Consider the following 25,810-nt stretch of genomic DNA (forward strand, 5'->3'; position numbering starts at 1 on the left):
GCATTCTCCTTAACGCCTTCATGTGCCTTGGTGAGAGTGCCATCGAGTGCCTCGGTTGATAAGCGTGCCCCCCGATAGTTCAAATATATCACCGGGCTCTTGCCCCCACATCGTTTGCCCATCCAAAATCAAGGGCATTTTTAGCGGGAAAATTGTACTGCAGCACAAGCCTGATTTTTGTTTCTATTTCTGTAATTGCTCGAAGGTCAGCAGCAGTTTGATTTTGATCAGATCATTAAATTTCCGGTAATCCATTTGCAGCAGCTGAGAAATCTTGTCCAGCCTGTAAAATAGCGTGTTTCGATGCACATGAAGGATCGCTGCCGTCTCCTTCACGTCGAGATCGCAATCCATGAAGGTTCGCAGTGTCTGCTTGTAGTCCTCGTTCAGTTGGCCCGACCATTTGTACTGCTGCATAAATTCCTTCTGCATGTGCTGCGGGATTGTATCCAGATAAGGGACGATTCCCCACTCCTCAATACTGCTAGCCCGAGGCTCCCGTTCGAACCGTTTGCTCAAGCGGATACAGTTGCGCGCTTCATTGTAGGAGGCCTTATACCCAGCAAGCCCTGAGCGTGCTTGTCCAACGCCGATGTAGTAATGGTAGCCATACTTCTTCAGGTATTGCTCCACCTTGGCATAGACTGGCTTATGCAGCTGCTCCTCCGCAGGTAATGCGATGAAAAATGAACCGTCCTCAATATAGGCATAGAAGGAATGAAAGCTTATAAGCGTTTTCAACCCATTTGAAAATTGCTCTTTCCGATCATTGATTCGCTGCAGCGAATCTCCTCCTGACAGCTCCTCCGACCACTTCATCTCCTCGATCTCCACGACCATGATGATCCGTTCTACGCTAAGATCAATTTGAAGCGAACGCGCCGTCATCTTCAGCTTCTTCTCCCTCAGCTCATGCGGAGCGATCAGCTCCATAATGAAGCCTTCCAACGCCATTTTGCGAAAATGAAGCTGCTTGTTCATATGAATTTGCTCCAGCAAAATTTCTACGTTCATTTTGATGATGGTGCCGAATTTGTAAACCTCCGCCGGATCCCCTGTGATCCCTACTACACCCACGATATTGTCCTGAAATTCAATGGGTAGGTTGACCCCAGGCTTGGAGCCCGGCAAGTTGTGGCTGTCCTCTTCACGAATAATCTGCTGCGTCCGTGATGCAAGCACCTGCAGTGCGCCTTCATGCTGTTGTCCTATCCGTCCTGCTTGACCACTGGCAACAATGATTCCCTGCTCATCCATGATGTTAATGTTGAAATCCATAACAGACATCAGTTGACTTGCAATCGGCAATGCCAGCTCGGCAGTAATTTTCATCGAGCATTCCCCCTGACAAAATAACCGGCTACAGATCACATAGCCGGTCGCCTTCGCTTATCATAGCGCAGAATTTTATACAAGGATACCAGATTTTCAGTTTACAATTCAGCTTAAATTTCTCCCATATCCTGAAGTATTTTCTTGAGCTTTTCCAGGTTTTCTTCGGAGCAACAGGTATTGGGAAGAATGGGCTTTCCAGCCTGCAGGCCAATGAGGTTCACAGCATCCTTCGTCGCTACCGGGAAGCTTCCCAAATTCCATGCCGTTCGCAGCGGAGCCAGCTTGTACTGTGCCTCCAACGCGCCCGGAATATCTCCGGCCATGAATTTATCGTAAATTTCTACAACCAGCCGCGGCACGACATTGGCCGTAGAAGCTACACAGCCTGCTCCACCGTAGACCAGTGTGCTCAGGATCATAATATCTCTACCCGCAAGCACCTTGAAATCCTGGTGTCTCGTACGCCGGATGAACTCAGCCGTTAAGGTCTGATCGCCGCTGCTATCCTTCATACCGACGATATTCGGGATTTCAGTCAGTCGCTCAAGCAGCCCTGCCGAGATGTTATTGCCGACCTTGTCGGGATTGTTATAGAGCAGAACCGGCAGACGGGTTGATTCCGCAATTTTCTTGAAATGGTGATACAGCTCATTCTCAGTAGGTGTCAGAAACATCGGCGGCAGGATAGAAATGGCTTGTGCCCCCAGTTCCTCATAAAGACGGGCTTGCTTGATCCCTTCTCTGGTCGTAATGGAGGCGATGCCTGCATAGACCGGCACTCTCCCCGCACTTTGCTCTACCGCGACGGCAACGACCCGCCCGAGATCCTCCGGATCCAGTCCGAAGAATTCTCCGTTACTGCCCAACGCCAGGATGCCATGAACCCCGCCATCAATGACATGATCCACAATGCGACGGAAGCTTTGTTCGTCCAGCCGTTCGTTCTCATCAACCGGGGTTACAATCGGGGGAACGACGCCTCGAATAAATGTAGTATCCATCAGGTCACTCCTTACCGATTAACGTTGGACTTCTGTCTGTGCCAGCTTCTCATAATAGCGAATAAGCGCGCTGTGGTCCGCGGTTCCCAAGCCATCCACTTTTAGGGCATGCATCATTTCCAGGACAGCCGCAGTAAGCGGAAGCGGTACGCCAATGCCGTGTGAAGTATCCAGCGCATTGGTCAAATCCTTGATATGCAAGTCAATACGGAAGCCCGGATCAATCTTACGGTCCAGCATCATAGGCGCTTTAGCTTCCATTACCGTACTACCCGCCAGACCGCCGCGGATGGCTTCAAATACCAGTTCAGGCTGTACACCCGCTTTGTTAGCCAACACCAGAGCTTCGGACAAGGCCGCAATATTCAAGGCTACGACGACCTGATTCGCCAACTTGGTAATGTTCCCTGCGCCAACGTCTCCGGTATGAACAACCGAGCCCGCCATAGCTTTCAGAAGATGATAATGCTCGTCGAACAGCTGCTTGTCTCCACCGACCATGACGGACATAGTGCCGTCAATCGCCTTTGGCTCTCCGCCGCTGACCGGGGCGTCAAGGAAAGCAATCCCGCGTTGTTCCAGCGCGACAGCGATCTCCCGGCTCACTAGCGGAGCGATCGAGCTCATATCAATAACTACCGTTCCGGCTTTTGCGCCTTCCGCTACCCCGTTCTCACCGAGCACAACCTCTTGCACATGAGGGGAGTTCGGCAGCATCGTAATAATAACCTCTGCCTGTCTTGCCACCTCTGCAGGTGTGTTAGCGACAGCGGCTCCCGCTTTTTGAAGCTCCTCCAGAACCACCGGATTCCGATCCATCACCACCAAGCTGTAGCCCGCTTTGATCAAGTTCAAGCTCATCGGCTTTCCCATAATTCCAAGACCAATAAATCCAACCTTTTTCATGTATATTTCCTCCTCTATTTTTGTTTGAAGCAGCTTAGAGTACGAAGACATTCTCTTAACGTGCGTGTCCAAAAAGCCGGCTTTCTTCAGCCTCTTAACGCACCATGCAAGGGCGCTTGTTATCGAATGCCCAGCCCGGAATCAGATATTGCATTCCCACCGCATCGTCACGGGAACCCAGTCCCATGTTCAGATACAGTTGGTGGGCTTTCATCACCTGTTCCATATCCAGCTCAATCCCCAACCCCGGCTTTTCAGGAACCTCTACCATGCCTTCGACAATTTGCAGCGGTTCTTTCGTTAGCCGGTCTTCACCTTCCTGCCAGATCCAGTGAGTATCGATCGCTGTAATATTACCGGGCGCCGCCGCAGCAACATGCGTAAACATCGCCAACGAAATATCAAAATGGTTATTGGAATGGGACCCCCAGGTTAATCCCCACTCATGACAGAGCTGCGCTACACGAACAGAGCCTTGCATCGTCCAGAAGTGCGGGTCTGCCAGCGGAATATCCACCGATTGCAACGCGATTGTATGCCCCATTTGCCGCCAATCGGTAGCGATCATGTTCGTAGCTGTCGGCAAGCCTGTTTGTTTCTTGAACTCCGCCATAATCTCGCGCCCGGAAAATCCGTCCTCCGCTCCGCAAGGGTCTTCGGCATAGGCCAGAACATGATGCTTGTCCCGGCACAGACGTACTGCATCCTTCAAGAGCCATCCCCCGTTAGGATCCAGCGTGATTCGTGCTTGCGGGAAGCGCTCGGCAAGCGCGGTTACGGCCTCGATCTCCTCTTCTCCGCGAAGCACGCCGCCTTTAAGCTTGAAGTCATTGAAGCCGTATTTCTCATAGGCCGCTTCCGCCAGACGCACAATAGCTTCCGGGGTCATCGCTTCCTCACGGCGGATGCGGTACCAGGCATCGTCTGAATCCGGCGCAGGGGCATACGGGAGATCCGTCTTGTTGCGATCCCCGATATAGAACAGATAGCCTAGCATTTCTACTTTTTTACGCTGCTGGCCTTCGCCCAGCAATGCGGCTACAGGAACGCCCAGATATTGTCCGAGCAGATCCAGCAACGCTGCTTCCACCGCGGTGACAGCATGAATGGCAATACGCAGATCAAAGGTTTGCAGTCCGCGTCCACCCGAATCACGATCCGCAAAGGCAATGCGCATCCGGTTCAGAATGCCGTTGTACATCCCGATGGATTGTCCGATCACCAAGGTGCGGGCATCCTCAAGCGTCTTGCGGATATTCTCTCCGCCCGGCACCTCGCCAACGCCGGTTCTGCCTGAGCTGTCCTCCAGAATCACGATATTGCGTGTGAAATAGGGACCATGCGCACCGCTGAGATTCAGAAGCATGCTATCCCGTCCGGCTACCGGGATCACCTTCATATTCGTAATAACAGGTGTCCCGGTGTATGCCGACGGGTCCTGTAATGTTGTCTGATTCATCATGGTTAGAGCCTCCGTAATTTATGTTCGTAAAATAAATGGACCTTAGCCGTTCGCTTCGACATTGTGCAGCTTCGAATGACTTCCGAATCCATACTTCTCAGGAATCAGAATAGACCGCAATACGGACGAGGCGGCGTGACGGATGTTGGCCGGTGCCTTCCCGATCGCTTCCTCCAGTGACATCGGCACCTGTGTCGCGCCGACAATGACATCAATGCCAATGCTGTAAATCTCGAAAGCATCTGCGGTAACCCCCCCGGAGATACAGACGACCGGCTTGTTGTATTTCTTCGAAATCTTCGCCACTCCGGCCGGTGTCTTGCCGAATACGGTCTGGGCATCTGTCCGCCCTTCTCCCGTAAAGACCAGGTCCGCATCGCGAACCTCTTCATCAAAGTGTGCCGCTTCCAGCACAATATCGATCCCTCGGGCCATCTTGGCATTCAAGAAAGCCATCAAGCCTGCCCCGAGCCCCCCGGCAGCCCCGGCGCCTGCCGCATTTGCAATGTCGATGCCAAGCTGCTCCTGAATCACCGCTGCAAGATGCTTGAGTCCCTCATCCAGCTTAAGGATCATCTCGGGTGTCGCCCCTTTTTGCGGGCCAAAAATATGGGAAGCCCCGTCAGGTCCGCACAGTGGATTTGTGACATCACTGGCAATCGTGATTTCACATTCTGCAATGGCAGGATGAAGCCTGCTTGTGTCAATCGTGCAAATCCGATGGAGTTCTCTGCCGCCATAGCCGATCTCTTCTCCCGAAGCATCGAGGAACCGTACGCCCAATGCTTGAGCCATGCCCACACCGCCATCGTTCGTAGCACTTCCACCTATACCGACCACAAGCTTTCGAACGCCTGACTCCAGCACCTCCTTAATCACCTGTCCCGTTCCATAAGTCGTGGCAGTCATCGGATTCAGCTGATCCGGCGGCACCAGCATTAGGCCCGAGGCCGAGGCCATTTCGATCACAGCGGAGCGTCCTTCATCAAAAATGCCGTATACAGCGGTCACGGTCCCGCCCTGCGGACCAACCACCTCTAATTGTCTTGCCTCCCCGCGAGTTACGCTAAGGATGGCATCGACAGTTCCTTCCCCACCATCGGCGATTGGAATTTTGCACACCTGCGCTTCGGGCAGCACCTCCAATATGCCTTGCTCCATGCACTCAGCCACTTCTTTGGAGCTGAGACTCCCTTTATAAGAGTCGGGCACGACTAAAATCTTCAATTCTATCACTCCCACCGATGCTCTTTACCTGAAAAACAGCCTGCACTATTTTCTTGACGTGAAATTTTCTGATTGCGCTTTCATATATAGTGCAGACATAACGGCCTCTTCTTGTTAGGCACTGAAGCTAATGGTAACCGCCGGAACCCGACAAGAAGAACGTCGAATTCTCACTCCTGCACAAGCTTCGTAATCAAAAGATGACGATTTGAATAACCTCTATGGCTTAACTATACACTTCCGGCTGCTGCCGGACATTGTTACCCATCCACAATGTTGGGAGCATTTTACGTTCAAAAATTGGACGGTGGCACAACGTCCAGTTCCAGGCGCCGGTCAAACTCTTGGCACGCAAAAAAAGAGAAAAGAGCGCGTATGCGCCCCTTTCTCAAATCGTGATTTATTCCTTTCTTTTCACGGAAATCGGGAATTTCTCCACAAAGATGCGATTCGCCGCTTGCAGCTTGTCAGCATAATCCCGGTAAGCAGGACTCAAGATTTTCAAATTGGCAATGAAGATATCGGTGTAGCCACTGTCCCGCTGAAATTCCAACAGAGCTTGCTGCAGCTTATAGGCGGATGTCGTCTTGTAATGCTCCGAGTTGCGATACTCGTTATAGGCCTGAATCTTCTCCCGATGCTCCTCTATGTAAGCCTCCGGATCATGCAGGATGGTCTGTTGCAGCGTACCGCTGACTTCGGCCATGTCTTCCATTCGCATGAGTGGAACATGCTGTTCCAGCAATGCATCCATCTCTTCCGGGATCTCTAGGTGGTCTAGAAAATGGATGATGTTCATGCAGGCTTGCTCTTTGTCATCACTGTCTACAGCTATATCTAAAAAGGGACCAAAATGAATCGACAAATACATCCCGAAGGCGCCGGGAAAAGATAGGACTAATCTCTCCCTGAGGGAAAATATCCGGTTCCGATGATCATGCATCTCTTGCAGCTCCCGATCAATATCATAGTCTTCCGCCAATCGTTCAAGACGCTTCTCTTGTTCGAGCTGTTGCTGATGCTTGAGATGAGCCAAATAGCTGTATTTGGATACCGCTGCGGACTTATTCTTGCTTGCAAGCACATTTCTGATCTCCGAAATGCCCAGGCCCAAGCCTCTTAGCACCGCTATCTCCTTTAAACGGGATAGATCCTGCCCGCTAAAGTTCCTATACCCGTTAGCGTCAATCTCCGGATGGACCAGACCTTGCCTTATATAGTACTCAACCGCCTTTTTAGTGATGAAGCATCTCTCGCATACCTCATGGATCAACATGAAGATCACCTCATGACCATCATAAGCCAGCCCCTTGGAGGGCGGTCAAATCAATTTCGCCGTCAACTCTAAGATGCCCCAAAAAAAGTGCCCCCAAAGATGGTTACGGAAAACCATATAAAAAATGGTTATTTGCCCACAATCAAGATAAGATATAATTGAGTTAGAAAATACTTAGGGAGGATTAAATCAGTCAATGAAAAATCGGAATAAAGCGGTATGGATCACCATGGCAATTATACTGTTGTGCGCTATCGGATTCCTAGCAATTCTGAACTTCACAGATCAGGATAATACAGCTAAAGACAATATGAATATTAGAAAAGCTACGCCAGAGGAGATAGAGAATGCCCGAACAGCAAAATATGTTGACGGAATAACAACAAAGTTCGGGAGCTTTGAGTATACACCCGATGCCTCCATACCATCAGAAGGTGTCGTCTACGACTTAGGCGATATCAGAAAGGATACCAAGATGGTCATTATAGGAGAGAAGAAGTTTTTGAAAGTCGAAGAATGAATTTTTTCAGTTATTTAACCCTTTAACTATCTCATAGAAAGCTAGTATTCTATTTTCATGAGTTATCTTTTCAAAGCTTCAGTTTTTGAAGTAACAACTAGCTTACTGTATAGCTTCTTCAAATAATTTTCAACAGAACTTTCACTACTATTCAATTTGTTGGCAATTTTTACATTCGCATATTTTTGAGAAATTTTTACATAATAGGAAGTTTAATTAGTACCTTTCAGATTGCAGACAAATTTCTAGGTCCATCTAGAGCCAAGGAGTTTGTCTTATTTTTAAACGATAAAAAAGCTAAAGTACCTTTTCTTTTAATCATGCTTCTACTCCCTAGAAGTGCTTACGTGTGCTTCATTTAAAGCTAGAACTTTCTCTCAAGAGGTATCTTTACAAATCCAATCCTCGATCAGTAGTTGATGGTGCTATGAGAGAAAACTGCACATACTGGTTGGCGGAGGAGTATAAAACACCCTTGTATATAATTAGAAAAATAACCATGGAATTATTTTGAATAAAATGAGATTATATTTAATAAAGGGAGTAGGAGGGGGATTTGTGGTTAAAGAACTTATTAAACAAAGTGCAATTATTTTATCCATGTTATTATTAATATTTGTCATAGGCTGTACCGAGAGAAATGGGTCTGAGTTCCTTCGTAGTAGTGAAATAGAAAAAAAAACATCTGATTTTCCGCCAATTATCGAAATCAAAATTAGGGAGGCTTTAGCTGATACAGAAAGTCCATTAAGTGATGAAGATCTAAAAAAAATTGAAAGTATTAACTTAGAAGGAATTAGTGATCCGATAGATCTATCTTCATTAACCAGGCTGGAAAATCTAGAAAGTATTCATCTATCTCATGTAAAAGTTATGAGCTACGACTTTATTTATAATATGCAACACCTGAGCTCACTACACTTAGAGGGAGTTTCTCTAAAAGAACTACCTGATTTTAGTAAAATTCATCTCCAATCGTTAACCATAACTGATAGTGATATTGAGACTCTAGATTTTATTAGCAATTGGGACTCCCTTGTTACCTTAGAACTGTCTTCTAGTCAACTAACAACTCTAGAAGGTATTCAAAATGCTAAAAAGTTAAAAAATTTGCTTATTTCCTATAATCCTGTTAGTGACATTAGTCAGATTAAAGAACTTATCAATTTAGAGCGAATTGAACTAAAAAGTACTCAAGTACAAGATATTACTATACTACAAGAACAGCAGAACTTGAAACTTTTGGATATTCGCGATACATCGGTCGATACTGTTTCTTTTTTAGCCAATTTACCAGAACTAAAAATCCTGCTTGTAACTAAGGATAACATTAAAGACTTGGACCATATTGGGGACTCTGTACAAGTATCGGAGACCAATATTCTAGCATATTAGTAGAAGCATACAAACTCCTAAGTTCATTTGAGAACCAAGGAGTTTGTTGTTTTAGTTGGACTATAATATCGATAATTTTACTTACCTGTCTCGAGCTACTGGGTTTCATGCATAAGAAGATGAAGTATCTCCTACATCGCATGGATACCTTCTATAGCCTCCGTAACTGGTCTATCATCGCATATTACAAGCTTAGGCGACCTCATGCTTCCGGAAGCCCCGCCATGCAAAGGGAAGAAGCACGATGGTGATAAGAAAAGCGGTCCACCCAACTGCATAGGGCAGCGGTACGTTCAAGCCGACGACCTCGATCAATTCATAGCCGCGGAACCTGCTGTAAACTTCAGTCTGTCGGCCAGGCAGGAGAGCCAGCAGATGATTGAACAGACGATTCTCTCCGCTCTCCGGAATGAAAAGAGGGACAAAGAGAAGCACGATGCTCCAGATCATAACCGAAAATGGAGTGCGCATTCGGGAGGAGAGCAGCAAAGTAAAGCTTACAATAGCAAGACATGCGAGCCAGCCGATCAACGTGGTCAGAAGGAAGGCTCCGAGCACCGTAACAGGATAAGGCGAGAATAAATATCGCGTGTCTATCGTTTGAAGAGGCGAGTTCCACCCCGAAGCTCCATAGACGATCATAGACAAAGCGAGTGCCATAAGCCAGGCCAGCAGGAACATGCCGCTTGTGAACAGGAGTGATGCATTGATTTTTGCCCGGATCAGCTTGCTTCTTCCATATCGGGTCGCCAGGATGATGGCGTCCGCTCCACTCTGGTATTCACCGGAGAAGACCGGGGCTGTGCAGACACTGAGAATAAAGCAGACCGTGAGAAAAAAGAATCCTGAATTTTGGAGAAGCAAGCTCCAACCTCTTGCATAATCGAATTTCATAGGAATGGTAATTTGATCGTTCATCCGCAGGAAGGTTGCCTTTGCGTCCTCCGAATACGAAACGCCGTCAGGGGGATGATTCAGAACCTGTTGAATAGTCCCCGTTCGCTGATCATAGAAAGTGGCCGCTTTCTCGGGAGTAAGCGTATCAACTACATCATAATTATATTCTCCCGCAGGTGAAAAGCCTTTGCGGAGGTAGTTCAGGACCGGAGAGAGGGAATAGACCTTATAGAAGTCTTCATTCGAAATCCCGGAGCCGGCTCCCATCCCAGTCTCTTCGTTCGGATGAACCAATTCATTCAATATCTTCTGATATGTTGACGCGGTTTGGGAAAAGACAGCCGGTGTCAGTTCGCCCTGAAAGCTGCGGGCATAGCTCTTCTCGAGGGCAATCGCTGCGAACCCTTTTACGGTTCCGCTTGCTTCATAAGAGTCCTCCTGAAATGCAGGTACTACCGTACTTAGCAGCGATACAACGAGAAAGCCGATCAACCCGATGAGAGTGGATTTGCGGCTAATGAGCTTGCGCAGCTCGAAACCGGTTAAGGTGTTCAAAGTACTCTCTCCTTTCTGTCTGAGGCCTTGGGATCGGATTCATCATGGAAGTGATACAGATACAGATCCTCCAGAGTCGGCGCCGTCTGTACGGCACCAGGTAACGGCGGAGAAGCCGAGATGACGCGCAGCTCCACTTGATCCGAGCCGTGCTTCAGATTGCTGATTAGGAACAGTTGACTGAAGGCCTCCACCTCCCGTTCAGCAATTCGGCACATCCAGACCCGCCCCTCCATACTCCGGGTAAGGTCCTGAGCGGTTCCGCTCATAATGATTTGACCTTTCTTCATGATGAGGATTTGATGGGCGATATGCTCCACATCAGGCACAATATGAGTGGACAGCAAGACGATTTTATTCTTGGCAAGCGCCGCAATCATATTGCGGAACCGGACTCGTTCCTTCGGGTCCAGTCCGGCAGTAGGCTCGTCGAGGACAAGAATAGCGGGATCATTCAGCAGTGCCTGGGCAATACCAAGCCGCTGCTTCATGCCGCCGGAAAAAGTGCGTATTTTTTTTCGCGCAGCTTCTTTAAGCGAGACTAGTTCCAGCAATTCTTCTGAACGTTGATTTGCGGCGCTTGTACTCAGGCCTTTTAACGCAGCGGTATAGTGCATAAATTGACGGGCTGTGAAATCCGGATAATAGCCAAAATCCTGCGGCAAATAGCCGAGCAGATTCCGGTATGCTTCCCCCATGGACACTATGGGTTGCGCATCCAATGCAATATGTCCGGAGCTGGGCGAAAGAATGCCGCAGATCATGCGCATCAACGTCGTTTTGCCAGCTCCATTTGCGCCAAGCAGACCATAAACGCCCGGCTGAAGACGTACGTTTACATTGTCCACGGCAACCGATCTCCCATAACGCTTGCTAATCGATTCGATAGTCAGTTCCATCGTAATGACACTTCCTTCCTGTATTTCATGTTACAAAGTCTCACTACTCCCCAGATGGCGGAAAGTACGGAGCAGGCGTCGCAATTGGACTGCGGCAGCGATCAGGGACAATGCAAGTATGAGCATCAGTACCGCAAACGCCGTCCCTTCATCCTGAATTTCATAAAGGTGGCTCCCTCCTGTCGGAGTACGGAACACACCTGCCATTTGAACTGCAAGCAGAAGCAGGGTAAAGATGGAGCAGGCAGACGATTTGTCACGAACACGGGGCTGGTTAAACAGCCATAAGCAGCCTGCTGCCGAGACGGTAAACGGGGTGAAGAGATAAAGCAGCACGTAGCCCAGTTGTTCTCCCCATGCCAGACTCAGACATCCTGCCAAGCCTGCAAGGCCCATAAAATCCGTGATCGCGAAAAGGCACAGCCGGGAAAGCAAAAGATGCTCCAGGGAATAATAAGTACTCATTTCCAGCTCAACCATTCGATAAGCATAAGAACGGGCAAGCAGCCGCATACCGATTAGCACAAGCAGCGGGGAGACCGTGGAAATGACCGCAAGCACCTGCCCATTCCCCAAGAACGAATCCGTCGGAATTTGCAGGGCAAACATTAGTGCCGTAAGAAGAAGTCCTGCATGGCAGAGCCATACCTTCCAGCCGATGTACATCATCTGCCGAAAGAAGAAATTAAGCATCGGGGAGCGTTTGACCATCTCCTCCTTCCGTGTTCTTTCGAGAATAAGAAGTGCGTGTTCGAAGGTCTGCTGCTGCTTCTGCCCGTCAGACATCGGAACAGGGGGAAGCTCCAGCATGGTTATGAGCTCGTCCAGTTTCCTTTTCATTTAGGTCCTCCTCTCTCATTCTCTTCTTCATGGCGGCAAGTCCCCGTTCAACCCGGATGCGGGCTTTGTACAGAGGAACGGAAGTGATCGCGGCAATCTCCCGATACCGGAACCCGTAGCTGTAGCGGAGAATGATGGCCTCCTGCAGCTCTGACGGCAGCTCTTGGAGCACCTCAAGCAGTTCCTTCGATTGGAGATGCGCCCCGGCTTCATCCTCTGCCGAGAGAGCGGAGCCAAGCTTGGCCTCCGGAACCTGTTCAATCGGTTCGGGAGGCCTTTCACGGAAGGCATCCGCACACAATCTGCGGGCAATTGTATATAAGTAGGCCCTGCATTTCCCCTTGTCCTTATAACTGGAAAGTGAACGGCAGAAGCGGTAAAACGTATCTTGAGTGAGATCCTCGGCCAATTCGGCTTGTCCGGTCTTCCAATAACAGTAGCGCTTGATGAAGTCATAATGGCGCTCTATCAATCGGTTCAATGCTTCTGCATCCCCGCGAGCGATTCGTTCAAACAGTTCTGCGTCGTCCACGGCTCCCTCTCCTTTCATATGGATTAACAGGGTAAATGCTGATATTTTGCAGACCTAATGTGGCGAATTTGTGAAAAAATAAGCAAGTGAGTGCTGCTTTGAAGAACATACCTGTTATGTGACCACTATGGCTTTTGTTGATCCGGATTAGCTATACTAAAAGTAACATTCTCAATAGGATAGGAGGATTCATCATGGACTATAAACGATTGGGACGCAGCGGACTCGAGGTATCGGCACTGGGGCTCGGGACAAATTCCTTCGGCTCGCGTGCGGATGCTAGAACTTCGGAGCAAATTATCCATGCAGCACTGGATCGAGGTATTAATTTTTTGGACACGGCCAACATTTACTCCGACACGGCCAGCGAGAGCATTATCGGACAAGCCATCCAGAACCGGCGCGATCAAGTTATTCTGGCTACCAAAGCCGGCCTGCCCACAGGAAAAGGGCCTAACGAGCAGGGCTCGTCCCGCCGCCACTTGATGCTTGAGCTGGAGAAGAGCTTGAAGCGTCTCAGAACAGACTATGTGGACCTGTACCAGATCCACACCTTTGATCCAAATACACCATTGGAAGAAACGCTGCGTGTGCTGGATGATATGATTCGTTCGGGAAAAGTAAGATATATCGGGGCATCGAATTATGCAGCCTGGGAGCTGATGAAGGCGCTCGGGATCAGTGATCACCTGGGGCTGAACCGCTTTGTCTCGATGCAGACCAGCTACTCCTTGGCGGATCGGACGCCGGAGCGCGAGGTGATCCCGTTGTGTATCGATCAGGGCCTCGGGATCATTCCTTACTTCCCACTGGCCGGCGGGATTTTGACAGGAAAATACACCTCGGCAAAGGAGGGGCCCTCCGGTTCCAGACTGGAGAAGAACCCCTCCTTCGCCCAGCGCATCAGCGAAGACAGCTTGGCCTTAGGCAGAGAAGTCGGGCGGATTGCCGCCGAAGCCGGTTGCTCAGCCAGCTCCTTATCCTTGGCCTGGCTAATGGAGCAGCCCGTTGTGTCCAGTGTGATCGTGGGCGCTACCCGCGTGGAGCAGGTGGAGGATAATCTCAAGAGCGTGGAGCTTGCGCTGGATAGTACAACAATGGCGCAGCTGGATGGAGCCAGCCGCGCCTTCCGAAATGGGGAGCCGTTCGGTTATTTTCGCTTGAGCTAAGGACAATCGAAAACGTTCATCCCGCCCCTGATGGTACATTTTTCGCATTTAACAAGAAGGGACTGCCAGAAGTCTGTTTTTTGCTGACTTTCTGGACAGTCCCTTGATGAAATATTTATTTTTAATCCTGAATCTTAATACGCTTCGACTTTGTCGACTGCCGCTTCGGTACCTCCAGCTTCAGTAATCCATCCTTCAGGGATGCGCGAATGCTATCTTCATCGATGTCCTGCACGTAGAATCTGCGAACATACTCGACATAGCGCCGTTCCTTATGGACCAATTGTTGATGGTTATCCTCTACGCTGCCATCTTCCTGGTGAACCGCTCGAATTGTCAAGTAAGGAGCTGCATAGTCGATATCGATATCCTCTTTCCGAAAACCGGGCAGCTCGGCCTCCAGCAGATAGGCCTGATCCGTCTCGCGCACATCCGTCTTGAAGGACAGCATCTGAGGTCTCATCGAGGTGAAGAAATCATCGTTAAAGACATCGTTAAATGCCTTCGCCAACGGACCCCATGCATCCTCTCTGCGTCTTCCGAATGGAACCAAATCAAACATCACACATTCCCCTTTCTTTGACTTTATTTGACCTTACGCTTTTATTATAGGACTCTGCCATTAATCTTGACAAAAAGCATCTAGGACCACATAAAGCCATTATCTGCCGTCTTTGGTGGTTTTCCTTCATCGGGAACGGTTTTTCTGTTTGTTTGACCTTTTCTGACCTTTTATCGAGAACGCGAGAATATTCAATAGGTGAGCACCCCATATTATGACCTTTCTAATAGACATTGTGACAATTCTTATAATGCCTATCCAATAAATCATGCTAACATAAGTCAGCACAACATTGTGAAATAAAACACAAATGGGGGCGTTATATAGTGAAGAAGAGTTTATTCACGATTCTAATGGTTGGACTTATCATGCTGCTCGTCGTTGGTTGCAACCAAGAGAAGCCGGCCACAGAAGGGGCTGCCGCAGCAGGCAAATTTACACCTGGTACTTACGAGGGCGTCTCAAAGGGACACGGCGGGGAAATTAAAGCCATGGTAACCGTATCCGCAGACAAGATCGAATCCATTGAAATTACAGCCGATGGCGAAACCGGCAGCATTGGAGACGGAGCCGTTGCACAGCTGACGGCTGACATTATCAACACCCAAAGCTTGGCCGTCGATGCAGTATCGGGCGCCAGCGAATCCAGTGCCGGTATTATTGAGGCAGTCTCCCTTGCCTTGGAAAAAGCCGGCGCAAATATTGCCGACCTGAAGGATCCGGCTAATAAGCTGATCGTTGAGCAAACGAAGCAAGAGGATCTTAATGTCGATATCGTCATTGTTGGCTCGGGAGGAGCAGGTCTCTCCGCTGCCATTGAAGCCAAGGAAGCAGGCAAATCGGTCGTTATCCTTGAACAAATGCCGATCATCGGAGGCAATACCAACCGTGCTACCGGCGGTCTTAACGCAGCCGAAACAACGATCCAGGAAGAGAACGGCATTAAGGATTCTAAACAGACATTCTATGAAGACACATTGAAAGGCGGGCATGACATTAATGATCCGGAATTGCTTCGCACCCTGGTCGATCATGCGCCTGATGCAATTTATTGGCTGAATGATATGGGCGCAGGCATTTCCAGAGTTTCCTTATCAGGCGGGGCAACGAATCCAAGAATTCATACTCCGGCTGACGGATCTGCGATTGGTCCGGTCGTGGTTAATGTTCTGTCACAGAAATTAAAAGAGCTTGAGGTTGATATTCTGCTCAACTCGAAAGCTGTGAAGCTTATTGAACAAGACGGCGCTGTCGTAGGCGTTGAGGCTATCGATAAAAATGAAAATCCCTTCAAGGTAAATGCCAAAGCGGTTATTCTTGCTACGGGCGGCTTTGGAGCCAACAGCGAAATGGTAGTGCAATATCGTCCTGAGTTGGAAGGCTTCTCTACAACGAACCATGCCGGAGCAACCGGCTCAGGGATCGTCATGGCTCAAGAGGTTGGCGCAGATTTGATGCAAATCGAGCAAATTCAAATTCACCCGACCACCGATCCTGAATCAGGCTATATGTTTACAGAAGGTCTTCGCGGTGATGGCGCTATCCTCGTGAATAAAGAAGGCAAGCGGTTTACAAATGAACTGCTTACGCGTGACGTTGTATCGCAAAATATTCTGAAGCAAACAGATAAAATGGCCTACCTGATCACAAACCAGGAGATGGTTGACGAAAATGCTTCCTTGGCCAAATATATCAAAGAAGGCTACGCAACCAAGGGAGATGACCTTTCCCTGCTGGCAAGCGAGTTGGGAATCGATGCAGCTTCCCTGGAAGCCACATTGAAGACCTACACCCAATATGTTAAAGACGGGAAGGATACCGAATTCGAGCGTGTCCACTTGACTCAATCCCTTGAAGCAGGCCCTTACTACGCCATCCCTGTCACCCCAGGCATTCACCATACGATGGGTGGCGTGAAGATCGATACGAAAACTCACGTCCTGAAACCGGATGGACACGCGATTGCCGGTCTGTATGCAGCCGGTGAAATCACTGGCGGCGTACATGGCGGCAACCGCATCGGCGGTAATGCCGTAGCCGACATCATCGTCTTCGGACGTATCGCAGGTCAAACTGCAGCGGCAGAATTGAAATAGCACAGAGGATATAACAGAGGCCCGCTTCACAAAATGGTTGCTTCCATTTTGTGGGGCGGGCCTCTCCGCCCCTCATTTATAGTTTCCTAGCCTTAATCACAAATGTAACGGGAAGCATCTTCGCCTTTTTTGAGAACTCGTTCTCGCCTTGCGCCTGTATGATTTCCTCATCCGATTCCTCGATCATTTCCTCAATAGCAAAGCCTGCTTTCGCCAATGCATTTACATAGGTTGATAGTTTTCGGTCTGATAATGACAGTGAGCCTCCATCCAGCGATACCGAATACCAGGATTCATCGAAATAACATTTTTTAAAGACAAGGATGTCATCCTCCGCCGTAACGCATTTGTGTATGGGATGAGACCAGCTGAAGATGAAAGCTCCTCCCTCCTTAAGGTAGGAAGCGATCCGTCGAAAAGTTCCCTCAAGGTCGGTGGTCCAGCCTATGCCGTATACGGAATACACCACATCGAAATAATCGGTCGGTATGCCGCATTCTTCTTCCATAGCCGCACAGAACAATGCCGCTGAGTGACCTGATGCCTCCAGATGCTGCCTAGCTTTTTGCAGCTGCTGTTCCGAGATGTCAATCCCCCACAGCTCCGCCGCCTTCCGATCACCGAGATACTGCAAGGAATGGCCTGTCCCGCAGCCGATCTCCAGCACCCGCTTTCCTGATATATCACCGAATAGCTGACATTTTTCTTCCGAAATATAAGCTCCATATAGCGGTAGCGCTGTTGTTCCTATAACCTCATTTCCTTTAGTGTCCCAAAAGAAGCTGTTGACTTTATGAATTTCTTTCTGGTCCAAATCCACCGAAATGGCGAAGCCGACCTCCCCGCCGCCGATAATGCTTGTGCGATTCCCTAGTTTTTTGTCCATGCCTAAGCCCTCCATTAATATAAGCTTGAAGGTTAGACGCGGAAACGACTTAAGAATCAGCTTCTTGTCACGAGCCAAGGATGGCGAGATTCCGTGAAATTGTCTAAAGGCCCTGGAAAAAGCAGCTTGCGATTCATAACCGTAACGCAGAGCAATATCCATGATTTTGTCGCCGTTTCGAACATCAGCCGCTGCCATGGTTAATCTCCTGCGACGAATATATTCGGATAAAGGGATCTGGGCTATAAAAGAAAAAACTCTCCGAAACTCCCAGTCAGAGCAGTTCATAATTTGTGCAGCAGTAGAATAATCAATCTCGGAGGACAGGTTGTTCTCTATATATTCAACGGCCTGGTTCATGCACTTCTGCCAATCCATAACGTCACCTCCTACGGTTACCTTCGCTGTAATTATATCTGCTCGTTCGAGGACAAGCTTTGCATTCGGTGCATTTAAATGCAAAATGAAGCTCAATATCCCCTTCTTCATTCGCCCATCTACTTTGACGGTGACTAAAATCAGACCGCTTAGGAAAGCTTAATTGCAAGACTTTAATTCCATTATGGGGTGAATATTCCTTGATGTCATCACTGAAGTCGTTTATACCCAGCTGGCATATCTGGGTTCTTGCGGTTGTGGCCTTCCTGGTCCCATTTCTTCTTAGTAAAATACTCGCCCGCATACATGCCTATGTTAAAAGCGGCGGTACTTTCAAGTCTGCTTCAGCCCGCGCTTCCGTTCCATCTCCTGACTCGTCTTCCGTCGCAACAACACCTTTTGCCGGGGATTATGCCGCAGATGTACGTTCCGTTATGGATGTCATAGGCAAGAATAGCGACTTAACTGTCAGGGAATTTCCGTTGTCCAGGTTTGACGCCAAGGGCACCCTGTTCTATGTAAACGGGATGCAGCGGGAAAGGGAGCTCAATATGCGCACCCTTGAGTTCTTCATGTTTGAAGCCACGCGCGAAATGCTCGCCAGTCCGCCCAATGTCAAGGGACTTCTCCCTTTCTACAACCTTAAAGAATCAGCGGATGTAAGAGAGTTCAGCCGGCTCGTCCTGTTCGGATATGCCGGACTCATCATTGAAGGGGTCCCCTGCGGCTTATTGATTCAGAGCCCCAACACGAGTAATCGCGCTATCGTCGAGCCTTTGTCCGAGGCCCTGCTGCGCGGCCCGCGTATTGGTTTTACGGAGGTGCTCAGCGAAAACACTTCGATGCTTCGCCGCCAAGGCTTTAGCGATCAGCTGGAGATGAAGAGCTACATCATCGGCAATACGCTGCCCAAAGAGGTGGTTATCGCCTACTTTAAAGACATTGTAAACGCTGATCTTCTGAAGGAGGTCGAAGCACGTATAAGCAATATCAATATCGATTTTCTCGCAGATTCAGGATACATTGAGCAGCTTATTGAGGATAACTACTTAAGCCCTTTTCAACAGCTCCAAAATACCGAACGGCCTGACCGTGTTATCAATGGGCTTTTGGAGGGAAGGGTAGCGATTCTGCAGGACGGAAGCCCCTTTGCGCTGATTGCTCCGGCCACCTTCAGCATGCTGCTTCAATCCCCGGAGGACTATTATGAGCGTTGGATTCCCAGTTCGTTTCTGCGGATACTCCGCTTTTTCGCTGCTTTTTTATCCTTATTGGCACCTTCCATCTATATTTCATTTATCTCCTTCCACCCCGGACTAATTCCGACAGAACTGGTGCTATCCATTATCGAGACAAGGCAGGGAGTGCCTTTTCCGTCATTAATTGAAGTGCTGGTCCTGGAACTGTCTATCGAAATCCTGCGCGAAGCAGGGATTCGACTGCCGAAGCCGATCGGACCGGCGATGGGGATCGTAGGAGGTATTATTGTTGGAGACGCAGCCGTCCAAGCTGGCATTGTCAGTCCGATCCTTGTCATCGTGGTGGCAGTGACCGCAATCTCCTCCTTCTCGATGCCGTCTTACAGCGCCGGGATTACCTTGCGGCTATTACGCTTTTTCGGGATGGTCTTCGCCGCCATCCTGGGCATGTTCGGAACCATCTTGTTCTTTCTGCTGTTGTGCAGTCATCTCTCCCGGCTCAAGAGCTTCGGTGTCTCCTATCTGACTCCAGTCTCTCCTTACCGGCTGCAGGATTGGAAGGATCTGTTTATTCGTGCTCCGATCTCTTTAATGAAGAAACGACCCGCTATGATGAAAACGCGGCAGGAGCGTCGCCAAACCTAATTGTGTCAGGAGGCCATTAACGTGTTCAATCGCACAGACGATAAAATAACGTCTTCCCAAGCTGCTGTATTCCTGACCAATACGCTCCTGGGGGCAGGGATTCTCACCCTTCCCCGAAATGTCACCCAGGCGATGCAAACCCCGGATGCCTGGATAACCATTCTGCTGGGGGGAGCTGCAATGCTGGGCATTGTTCTTCTTATGGTGAAGCTATGCCTGCAATTCCCCGGGCAGACGGTCTTTCAATATGCTGGCAAAATCATTGGCAAGTTCCCCGGCAAGCTGGTGGGGATGCTCCTGATTCTGTATTTCATCGTCGTTGCCGGGTTTGAGATCCGGACGCTGGCAGAGGTGACGACGTTCTTCCTCCTTGAGGGAACCCCCTCTGAGGCCATTGTGCTTCCCTTTATTTGGGCTGGGGTTTACCTCGTATTGGGAGGGATCAATTCCATTGCAAGAGTGTTCCAGATTGTTCTTCCGATCTCGATTCTCGTCTTGCTCGTGTCATTTGGTGTGAGTCTTCGTCTGTTTGACATTAACCATCTTCGCCCGGTTCTCGGTTCGGGATTTCTGCCTATTCTGCGCGGAATGAAGACGGCCATTCTCATCTATGCCGGATGTGAAGTCATTTTGACACTGACAGCTTTTCTTCAGGAGCCTAAGCAGGCGGTCAAGGCTATGCTGGGGGGCATCGCTATTCCCATCTTCCTGTATCTGCTGACTGTGGTGTTTGTCATCGGCTGCCTCAGCGTGGATAGCGTGGTAACCAGCACTTGGCCCACCATTGATCTTGTCCGCAGCTTTGAGATCACCGGTTTTTTCATCGAGCGGCTGGAATTCCCTTTCATGGTTATCTGGCTGATGCAGATGTTCTGTAATTTTAGCAGTTTTTTCTTTCAAGCCTCGCTCGGAATATCCCAGATTTTTAATGTTCGGTTGAAGCCTGTCATTTTCTTACTGGCCCCTGCTATCTTTATTGCTACTATGCTCCCGAGAAGCTTGCAGGATGTATTTACACTTGGAGATAGCATCGGCTATATCGGACTGGGAATGTTCTTCCTGTTGCCGCTGCTGCTCACTTTAATCTGGATGATACGCAAGAAAGGAACGAAAGGTCATGCTTAAAAGTCTCCGCAAGCTTACAGGTATTCTCTGTGTGCTCTTGTTGCTGTCAGGCTGCTGGAGCAGCACGGAGATTGAGGACCTGGCTCTTTATCTTGGATTATCACTGGATGCGGGTAAGCCGGCGCCTAAGGAAAAAGATTTGGAACGTAAAGGAGCCAGGTACCCCAAGCAGGATAAACTCTTGGTAACGATTCAAGTTGTTCCTGCTGTGGGCGTAGCTTCTAATGAGGACAAGTCTCTGGAGAAGAGTTCCCCCTTCTTCAACATCTCCGGGAGCGGGGATTCGATTCTGCAAATATTCCGCCAGTTCTCAATTCGTCTGGACCGCCCTATTATTGGGCATCACCTCAAAGTAATCGTTATATCGGCGGATCTTTTGAAGAAGCAAAGTGCCGAGCAATTGACCGATTTCCTTCTTCGGGACAACGATATTCGTCCCAGCTGCATTGTACTTGTCAGTGAAGGAGAGGCCATGGATGTATTGGTCGGCACTCCAAACAAAGAGATTCCTGCAGTCTCTCTTATCGGCATGTCGCGCAACCGTTCCCGAACGAGTAAAGTCATGCGCCCTGTTACGCTGGCCAGGCTGGATGCGATGATTCATTCGAGAAAGAGCTTTGTTCTGCAAAGGCTGATCACAGCCGGCAAGGAGACACTCTTCTCGGGTGCGGAAATCATTAAAGGCTCCATAGGACAATCCATTGGGTCATTGGGAGAAGATGATACCATGTGCCTGACTTGGCTCCGAGGCGAAGGGGATAGAGGAGTCATTAAAGTGAACGACTCAAAAGGCGAGCCGCTGGTCTTTGAAATGAAATCATTAAAGAGCAAAATTACACCCCATGTAGAAGGGGAAGAAATATCCTTTGATGTAAAAATTACAACGACAGGAAGAATCATTGAGACGTGGAGCAAAGGGGATACCTCAACCACCCAGGAGTACGCAGACGAGGCAAGCAAAATTTTTGAGGAAGAGCTTATTCGAATGATGACACAGCTGATCCACAAGCTGCAGGATACTTACGCTGCGGATGTTGCGGGCTTTGGAGATCAGCTAGCCATCAAGTACCCCTCGGTCTGGAAAAAGGTAAAGGACGACTGGGATGAAAGATTCAGCCAGTCCAAAATTTCGATATCCTACAAACTGAGCATTACAGACTTTGGGTCTTTTTCCGAGAAAAAGTAACCTGTGTTATTCTTTAAGCTAATGGCTCGTTGTCGGAGAACAAATCCGGGTTATCCAGAAGCATCTCAGTAATTACCTTGGTCACAGCTTCAGCATCGCAGATTCGCGTGACTGCATCACCAAGCTGTCCTATCTTCATGGCCCCGCGCTCCAACAGAACATCCTCCACCTTCAAGAAATGCTCGGACCAGGACAGTCCGGAATGTCTGCGGGAAGGCACCGAGATTTCTGTTCCGTCAGGCAAGACCGTGATCAGCATTTCATGATCATCCGTCATTCTGCCGGGAATGTCGACCCATTCCTCCACGCCATGAATAAAGGTGTTACGCCTAAGATCAACCCCGACAAGCATAATGGCAGCCTTGCGGTCCAACAGCTTGCCCCATGCAGATCCCCGGGCACAAGGGGTATCGAACCGGTGGTCTCCGCTGGTAAATTCCTCGGCATCCCGTCCTAAAGCTGCCACAGAATGCGTCGGATGCCATGAGCGAATTACGCCCGGGCGCTGTCGGAACAGCTCTGGCAAGATCCCGACACAGCATGGCGAACGATCCACATAAAACCGCGGATTGTCTGCATTAATCGTAGACCAGGTGTGGGTCGGCAGCACAAGCAGGCCGTCCGCCATATGGGAAGCAAGCGCATCTAGTACGGTATCTGCGCCGCCGGCTACCTCACCGATACTCTTCATAGAAGAATGAACCAGCAACGTTCCATTGGACTGGATACCTGACTGCTCTAATTGCTTCATCAAGCTTTCTTGGGTGTGCAATTCCTTCTCTCCTTTTTAAGAGGTTGTTCAAAAAGTCACCTTTTGATCACGAAACGCCTGCTTAACACCCTCCGCCCATCGAAGGACCTCCCTCGTGAAACGGACGAAAGTGTCCAAAGCTAGGGGATTAGGAGTTTGAAACGGTTGCTGGCAGGTCTCAGCGGCTTACCTCGACTTTCGGTACTCTAACGGACATTTTGGATTGTTAGCAAGCCATTTCAGACTATTTTGATCGCTAACGGACATTTTCGCCACTTAGAACGCTCAATCCACTCTTTCCCCTTCAAATCTACTAGCTAAGTATACAAAATGTCCGTTACATTTCCATTCTCCTCAAATATTAGTTCTAAGAAGACGTAATGTCCGTAAAATCGCCTGCATTCTGTTCCTCCTTCTTGGGCTTCTCGCAACCTTCTCGCTGCTGAAAAGTTGACTTTCTGACCTCGCATTTTAAGTGCATTCATATAGTAAATAGGCGGAGAGAAGTCCGTCACCTTCTCCCTCGCCTATATTGATCTTAGTCTATTGCCGGAAGGAATGCCACCCTCGGCCCTTTATTCCGCAGGAACCCCCTGGGTAACCCCGTGAATATAGGTCTGCCAAGGCGTGTCCAACGCCCCTTGACCCGGATTGTAGGTGAAGAAATACTCCACCGTATCCCCGGCTTGCAGGTTGTTGACCGGATACGTATAATTCCCGTTGCCATCTGAAATCATAGCCACATTCATCTGGCCCCCGTTATTGATCTTGTAATGCAAATCAGCGAAGGTCGCCCCATTTACATAGAACAACAGGTTGTCATCCGTCTTCTTCAGACCGCGCACCGCATCGCCGATAATCACCGTACCTTGGCCCGGACCGGGGTTTTCTCCGCCGCCTCCCGTGCTGCCCGCATTATATACACGAACATAATCCACCTGCATAGTAGCTGGAATATCCGATGGGCTTGGCGCCAGTCCGCCGTCAAAGTGTCCTCCGATCGCCAGATTCATAATGATATAGAAAGGCTGATCAAACGGCGCATTCGGATTGTTCGGAGCCGCTACCGAATACCATTGATCCCGAGTCACCTTGAAGAAGAACTTGCCGTCCACGTACCATTTGAAATTATCCTCTTCCCAAATCAGCGTGTATACATGGTAATCATTCGCAAACGTCTGTCCTTCCGGGAAGTAGTATTCTCCCGCCAGATAACGGTTCACCGGCCATTGGCCGCCAAAATGAACGGCGCCGCTGGTCGTTCCCGGCAATCTGCCCTTCGCTTCCATGACGTCGATCTCACCGGAAGCCGCCCATGCGCCATAGACCGAATCCTCCGGCAGCATCCACAGTGCCGGCCAAATGCCATTGCCCGTTGGCAGCTTGGCCCGGAAGTCTACCCGGCCGTATTGGAAGGTAAAGTGATCCTTCGTGTTGATTTTACCTGAAGAGTATTGTGCATACCGGCTTGGGTCCTGCGGGAAGGACTTCGGCTCATTGAGTGCACGGATGTTTAATACCCCGTTCTGGACAAATACGTTCTGCTCGCTGTTCGTGTAGTGCTCCAGCTCCGCATTCCCCCAGCCCCAGCTATTCGGATCATCACTGATATAATAGCCGGTTTCATAGCTCCATTTGCTCGTATCAAGCTGAGTTCCATTGAACTCATCCTGCCAGACGAGCGTCATGCCGTCAATAGCCGGGTTGCTTGGCGTACCAATTTCAATGTCCTCCTGATCCGTCACATCCGGACGAGGCGCATTCGGATTGCCAATGAACGTATAGTAGACAAAGTTATTGCCAACACTTCCTCCGGCTTGTCCATTTTGAGGGTAGCCGATCCGAATTTGCATATCCACTTGAATCGGCTGGAACCACAGCCCGTATACATAATCCGCCCAATATCCCCACTGGTTGGCATCCGACATGTTGTTGTAGCCGTTGCCTGAGTAGATGAATCCGCTTAGGGCAGAATTGCTCAGCTCCACCCATTGACCATTGATATTTATTTCATAGACGAATTTCCCCAGCTCAGAGGCAATCGGCGCACTGCCGTCTATCTTGGGCAGCGGCAACCCGATGGATCCGCTTTCGTTGGCCGTGAAGGTGGTTCCTTCATATGGGGTAAGGGTATAAGAATTTCTGACCGGCTCGTTAAATGTAATTGTATAGATGAGATCTGCAGAAGATGTCTTGGACTCCAGCTTGACATGAATCGATTCGGTTACCGTAAACCAGTAGCCTCCTCCGCCTTCGGTGAATTGACCAAAATTACTGTCATAAATCCAGCCGCTGGCGGCATTATTGTCGATATCAATCCATGTATTGCTGTTGACCGGCTTCACATACACCTTTAAATCGTCAGCCACAGCCTCGTAAGTGATAGCGGGATCGTTATTGAAAATCGGATAAGTGAATCCTGCGCCGCCGGTGAAGCCTGCGGTAATTCCAGGCCCTTGGGTCGGTGTCATGGAGGTGATCGTCGTGGTATTCATGTTCTGGAACACCAGTGTATAATCAAGCGTTACTCCATTTGCTTTGGAATACAACTGAATCTCGGTCGTAGCGGAAAGGGTAAACCAGAAGCCGTTGAAACCGCCGTCGCTCCAGTGTCCCCAGTTTTGGTTATACACGTAGCCCGCAGCACTATCAATATCCACCCAGTTGCCCGCAACCTTCACCTTCACGCCCAGATCGCCGGACACCTGATTCCAGGTTGCCGCTCCGCCGTTGAACACCGGCATGACAAATCCGTAACTGGCCTGTCCAACGCCTGACTTGGAGATCACAGGGCCGTCTGCCGCCGAAAAGTAAGCCATTGACGTGATGGTCCCCGCGTCTGCTGCTTGTGCCTTTCCACCCGGTAGCAGGCCTATCCCGGCTACCATGACAACTGCCAGAATCAAACTCAGCATCCTTTGTTGATAACGTCTCATAATTACCCTCCCTTAGTTAATCTCAAATGAAA

Annotated in this window: 22 protein-coding genes and 1 pseudogene; 7 read left to right on the plus strand and 16 right to left on the minus strand. The window is 49.3% G+C overall.

Annotation, left to right across the window (positions count from 1 at the left end; translation table 11 throughout):
* Positions 1-183 precede the first annotated feature (183 nt).
* The 6 genes from KI362_RS19940 to KI362_RS19965 form a co-directional block, all read right to left on the minus strand.
* Positions 184-1,332 (minus strand): CdaR family transcriptional regulator, encoded by a 1,149-nt coding sequence (locus KI362_RS19940; protein WP_301629788.1) that lies wholly within the window; start codon positions 1,330-1,332, stop codon positions 184-186.
* A 113-nt stretch (positions 1,333-1,445) separates the two neighbouring features.
* On the minus strand, positions 1,446-2,336 hold the full coding sequence (locus KI362_RS19945) for a dihydrodipicolinate synthase family protein (RefSeq protein ID WP_301629790.1): 891 nt from the start codon (positions 2,334-2,336) through the stop codon (positions 1,446-1,448).
* An 18-nt stretch (positions 2,337-2,354) separates the two neighbouring features.
* Positions 2,355-3,293, minus strand: coding sequence for a 2-hydroxy-3-oxopropionate reductase (garR, locus tag KI362_RS19950; protein ID WP_212937910.1), 939 nt, complete (start codon positions 3,291-3,293; stop codon positions 2,355-2,357).
* Positions 3,294-3,336: 43 nt separating this feature from the next.
* Entirely contained in the window at positions 3,337-4,704 is a 1,368-nt protein-coding gene (gene gudD, locus KI362_RS19955; RefSeq protein ID WP_374705687.1) for a glucarate dehydratase, read from the minus strand.
* Positions 4,705-4,746: 42 nt separating this feature from the next.
* Positions 4,747-5,931, minus strand: a complete 1,185-nt coding sequence (locus tag KI362_RS19960; RefSeq protein WP_301629794.1) for a glycerate kinase — start codon at positions 5,929-5,931, stop codon at positions 4,747-4,749.
* Positions 5,932-6,331: 400 nt separating this feature from the next.
* The gene (locus KI362_RS19965) at positions 6,332-7,207 is read right to left on the minus strand and encodes a MerR family transcriptional regulator (protein ID WP_301629796.1); all 876 of its coding nucleotides are present in this window, start codon (positions 7,205-7,207) and stop codon (positions 6,332-6,334) included.
* A 229-nt stretch (positions 7,208-7,436) separates the two neighbouring features.
* On the opposite strand from KI362_RS19965, the gene KI362_RS19970 reads away from it, so the two are divergent.
* Positions 7,437-7,727 carry a hypothetical protein gene (locus KI362_RS19970; protein ID WP_301629798.1) on the plus strand — a complete coding sequence of 97 codons (291 nt, stop codon included), beginning with the start codon at positions 7,437-7,439 and terminating at the stop codon, positions 7,725-7,727.
* A 62-nt stretch (positions 7,728-7,789) separates the two neighbouring features.
* Here KI362_RS19970 and KI362_RS25585 read toward each other — a convergent pair whose 3' ends face one another.
* Positions 7,790-7,921, minus strand: coding sequence for a LuxR C-terminal-related transcriptional regulator (locus KI362_RS25585; protein WP_374705690.1), 132 nt, complete (start codon positions 7,919-7,921; stop codon positions 7,790-7,792).
* Positions 7,922-8,285: 364 nt separating this feature from the next.
* On the opposite strand from KI362_RS25585, the gene KI362_RS19975 reads away from it, so the two are divergent.
* The gene (locus KI362_RS19975) at positions 8,286-9,122 is read left to right on the plus strand and encodes a leucine-rich repeat domain-containing protein (protein ID WP_301629800.1); all 837 of its coding nucleotides are present in this window, start codon (positions 8,286-8,288) and stop codon (positions 9,120-9,122) included.
* Between the two features lie 192 nt (positions 9,123-9,314).
* On the opposite strand, the gene KI362_RS19980 is transcribed toward KI362_RS19975, so the two are convergent.
* From KI362_RS19980 to KI362_RS19995, 4 genes are read right to left on the minus strand one after another with little or no spacing between them, the layout of a single operon-like run.
* Positions 9,315-10,574 (minus strand): ABC transporter permease subunit, encoded by a 1,260-nt coding sequence (locus KI362_RS19980; protein ID WP_301629802.1) that lies wholly within the window; start codon positions 10,572-10,574, stop codon positions 9,315-9,317.
* Positions 10,571-11,473 (minus strand): ABC transporter ATP-binding protein, encoded by a 903-nt coding sequence (locus KI362_RS19985; protein WP_301629828.1) that lies wholly within the window; start codon positions 11,471-11,473, stop codon positions 10,571-10,573. Before KI362_RS19985 ends, KI362_RS19980 begins: the two co-directional genes overlap by 4 nt.
* A gap of 30 nt (positions 11,474-11,503) precedes the next feature.
* Complete coding sequence (locus KI362_RS19990; RefSeq protein ID WP_301629830.1) at positions 11,504-12,313, minus strand: hypothetical protein; 810 nt, start codon at positions 12,311-12,313, stop codon at positions 11,504-11,506.
* Positions 12,252-12,845 (minus strand): RNA polymerase sigma factor, encoded by a 594-nt coding sequence (locus KI362_RS19995; RefSeq protein ID WP_301629832.1) that lies wholly within the window; start codon positions 12,843-12,845, stop codon positions 12,252-12,254. Before KI362_RS19995 ends, KI362_RS19990 begins: the two co-directional genes overlap by 62 nt.
* Positions 12,846-13,039: 194 nt before the next feature.
* Here KI362_RS19995 and KI362_RS20000 point away from each other — a divergent pair, with 194 nt between their 5' ends.
* Positions 13,040-14,014 (plus strand): aldo/keto reductase, encoded by a 975-nt coding sequence (locus KI362_RS20000; protein ID WP_301629834.1) that lies wholly within the window; start codon positions 13,040-13,042, stop codon positions 14,012-14,014.
* Positions 14,015-14,135: 121 nt separating this feature from the next.
* Here the strand turns inward: KI362_RS20000 and KI362_RS20005 are convergent, their stop codons facing one another.
* Positions 14,136-14,576 carry an Hsp20/alpha crystallin family protein gene (locus KI362_RS20005; RefSeq protein ID WP_301629836.1) on the minus strand — a complete coding sequence of 147 codons (441 nt, stop codon included), beginning with the start codon at positions 14,574-14,576 and terminating at the stop codon, positions 14,136-14,138.
* Between the two features lie 326 nt (positions 14,577-14,902).
* Between KI362_RS20005 and KI362_RS20010 the strand changes: the two genes are divergently transcribed.
* A complete protein-coding gene (locus tag KI362_RS20010; protein WP_301629838.1) occupies positions 14,903-16,672 on the plus strand; it encodes a flavocytochrome c in 1,770 nt (589 codons plus the stop codon).
* A 76-nt stretch (positions 16,673-16,748) separates the two neighbouring features.
* On the opposite strand, the gene KI362_RS20015 is transcribed toward KI362_RS20010, so the two are convergent.
* Together KI362_RS20015 and KI362_RS25490 are read right to left on the minus strand one after the other, a co-directional pair.
* On the minus strand, positions 16,749-17,558 hold the full coding sequence (locus tag KI362_RS20015) for a class I SAM-dependent methyltransferase (RefSeq protein WP_301629873.1): 810 nt from the start codon (positions 17,556-17,558) through the stop codon (positions 16,749-16,751).
* An 81-nt stretch (positions 17,559-17,639) separates the two neighbouring features.
* A pseudogene (locus KI362_RS25490) lies at positions 17,640-18,047 on the minus strand (helix-turn-helix transcriptional regulator); the annotation flags it as partial.
* 92 nt (positions 18,048-18,139) lie between these two features.
* On the opposite strand from KI362_RS25490, the gene KI362_RS20025 reads away from it, so the two are divergent.
* Genes KI362_RS20025 through KI362_RS20035 form a run of 3 tightly spaced genes read left to right on the plus strand, consistent with a single transcriptional unit; the run spans position 18,140 to position 22,091 of the window.
* Entirely contained in the window at positions 18,140-19,780 is a 1,641-nt protein-coding gene (locus KI362_RS20025; RefSeq protein WP_301629840.1) for a spore germination protein, read from the plus strand.
* 21 nt (positions 19,781-19,801) lie between these two features.
* Positions 19,802-20,905, plus strand: a complete 1,104-nt coding sequence (locus tag KI362_RS20030) for a GerAB/ArcD/ProY family transporter (protein ID WP_301629842.1) — start codon at positions 19,802-19,804, stop codon at positions 20,903-20,905.
* Positions 20,898-22,091 (plus strand): Ger(x)C family spore germination protein, encoded by a 1,194-nt coding sequence (locus KI362_RS20035; protein WP_044481367.1) that lies wholly within the window; start codon positions 20,898-20,900, stop codon positions 22,089-22,091. The genes KI362_RS20030 and KI362_RS20035 overlap by 8 nt, the downstream gene beginning before the upstream one ends.
* 13 nt (positions 22,092-22,104) lie before the next feature.
* Here the strand turns inward: KI362_RS20035 and KI362_RS20040 are convergent, their stop codons facing one another.
* Positions 22,105-22,863, minus strand: coding sequence for an AAC(3) family N-acetyltransferase (locus KI362_RS20040; RefSeq protein ID WP_301629845.1), 759 nt, complete (start codon positions 22,861-22,863; stop codon positions 22,105-22,107).
* Between the two features lie 554 nt (positions 22,864-23,417).
* Positions 23,418-25,778 (minus strand): glycoside hydrolase family 16 protein, encoded by a 2,361-nt coding sequence (locus KI362_RS20045; RefSeq protein WP_301629847.1) that lies wholly within the window; start codon positions 25,776-25,778, stop codon positions 23,418-23,420.
* Positions 25,779-25,810 lie beyond the last annotated feature (32 nt).

Origin of the sequence: Paenibacillus apis, from assembly GCF_018333295.1 — a bacterium.
GTDB classification, from domain to species: Bacteria; Bacillota; Bacilli; order Paenibacillales; family Paenibacillaceae; genus Fontibacillus; species Fontibacillus antibioticophila.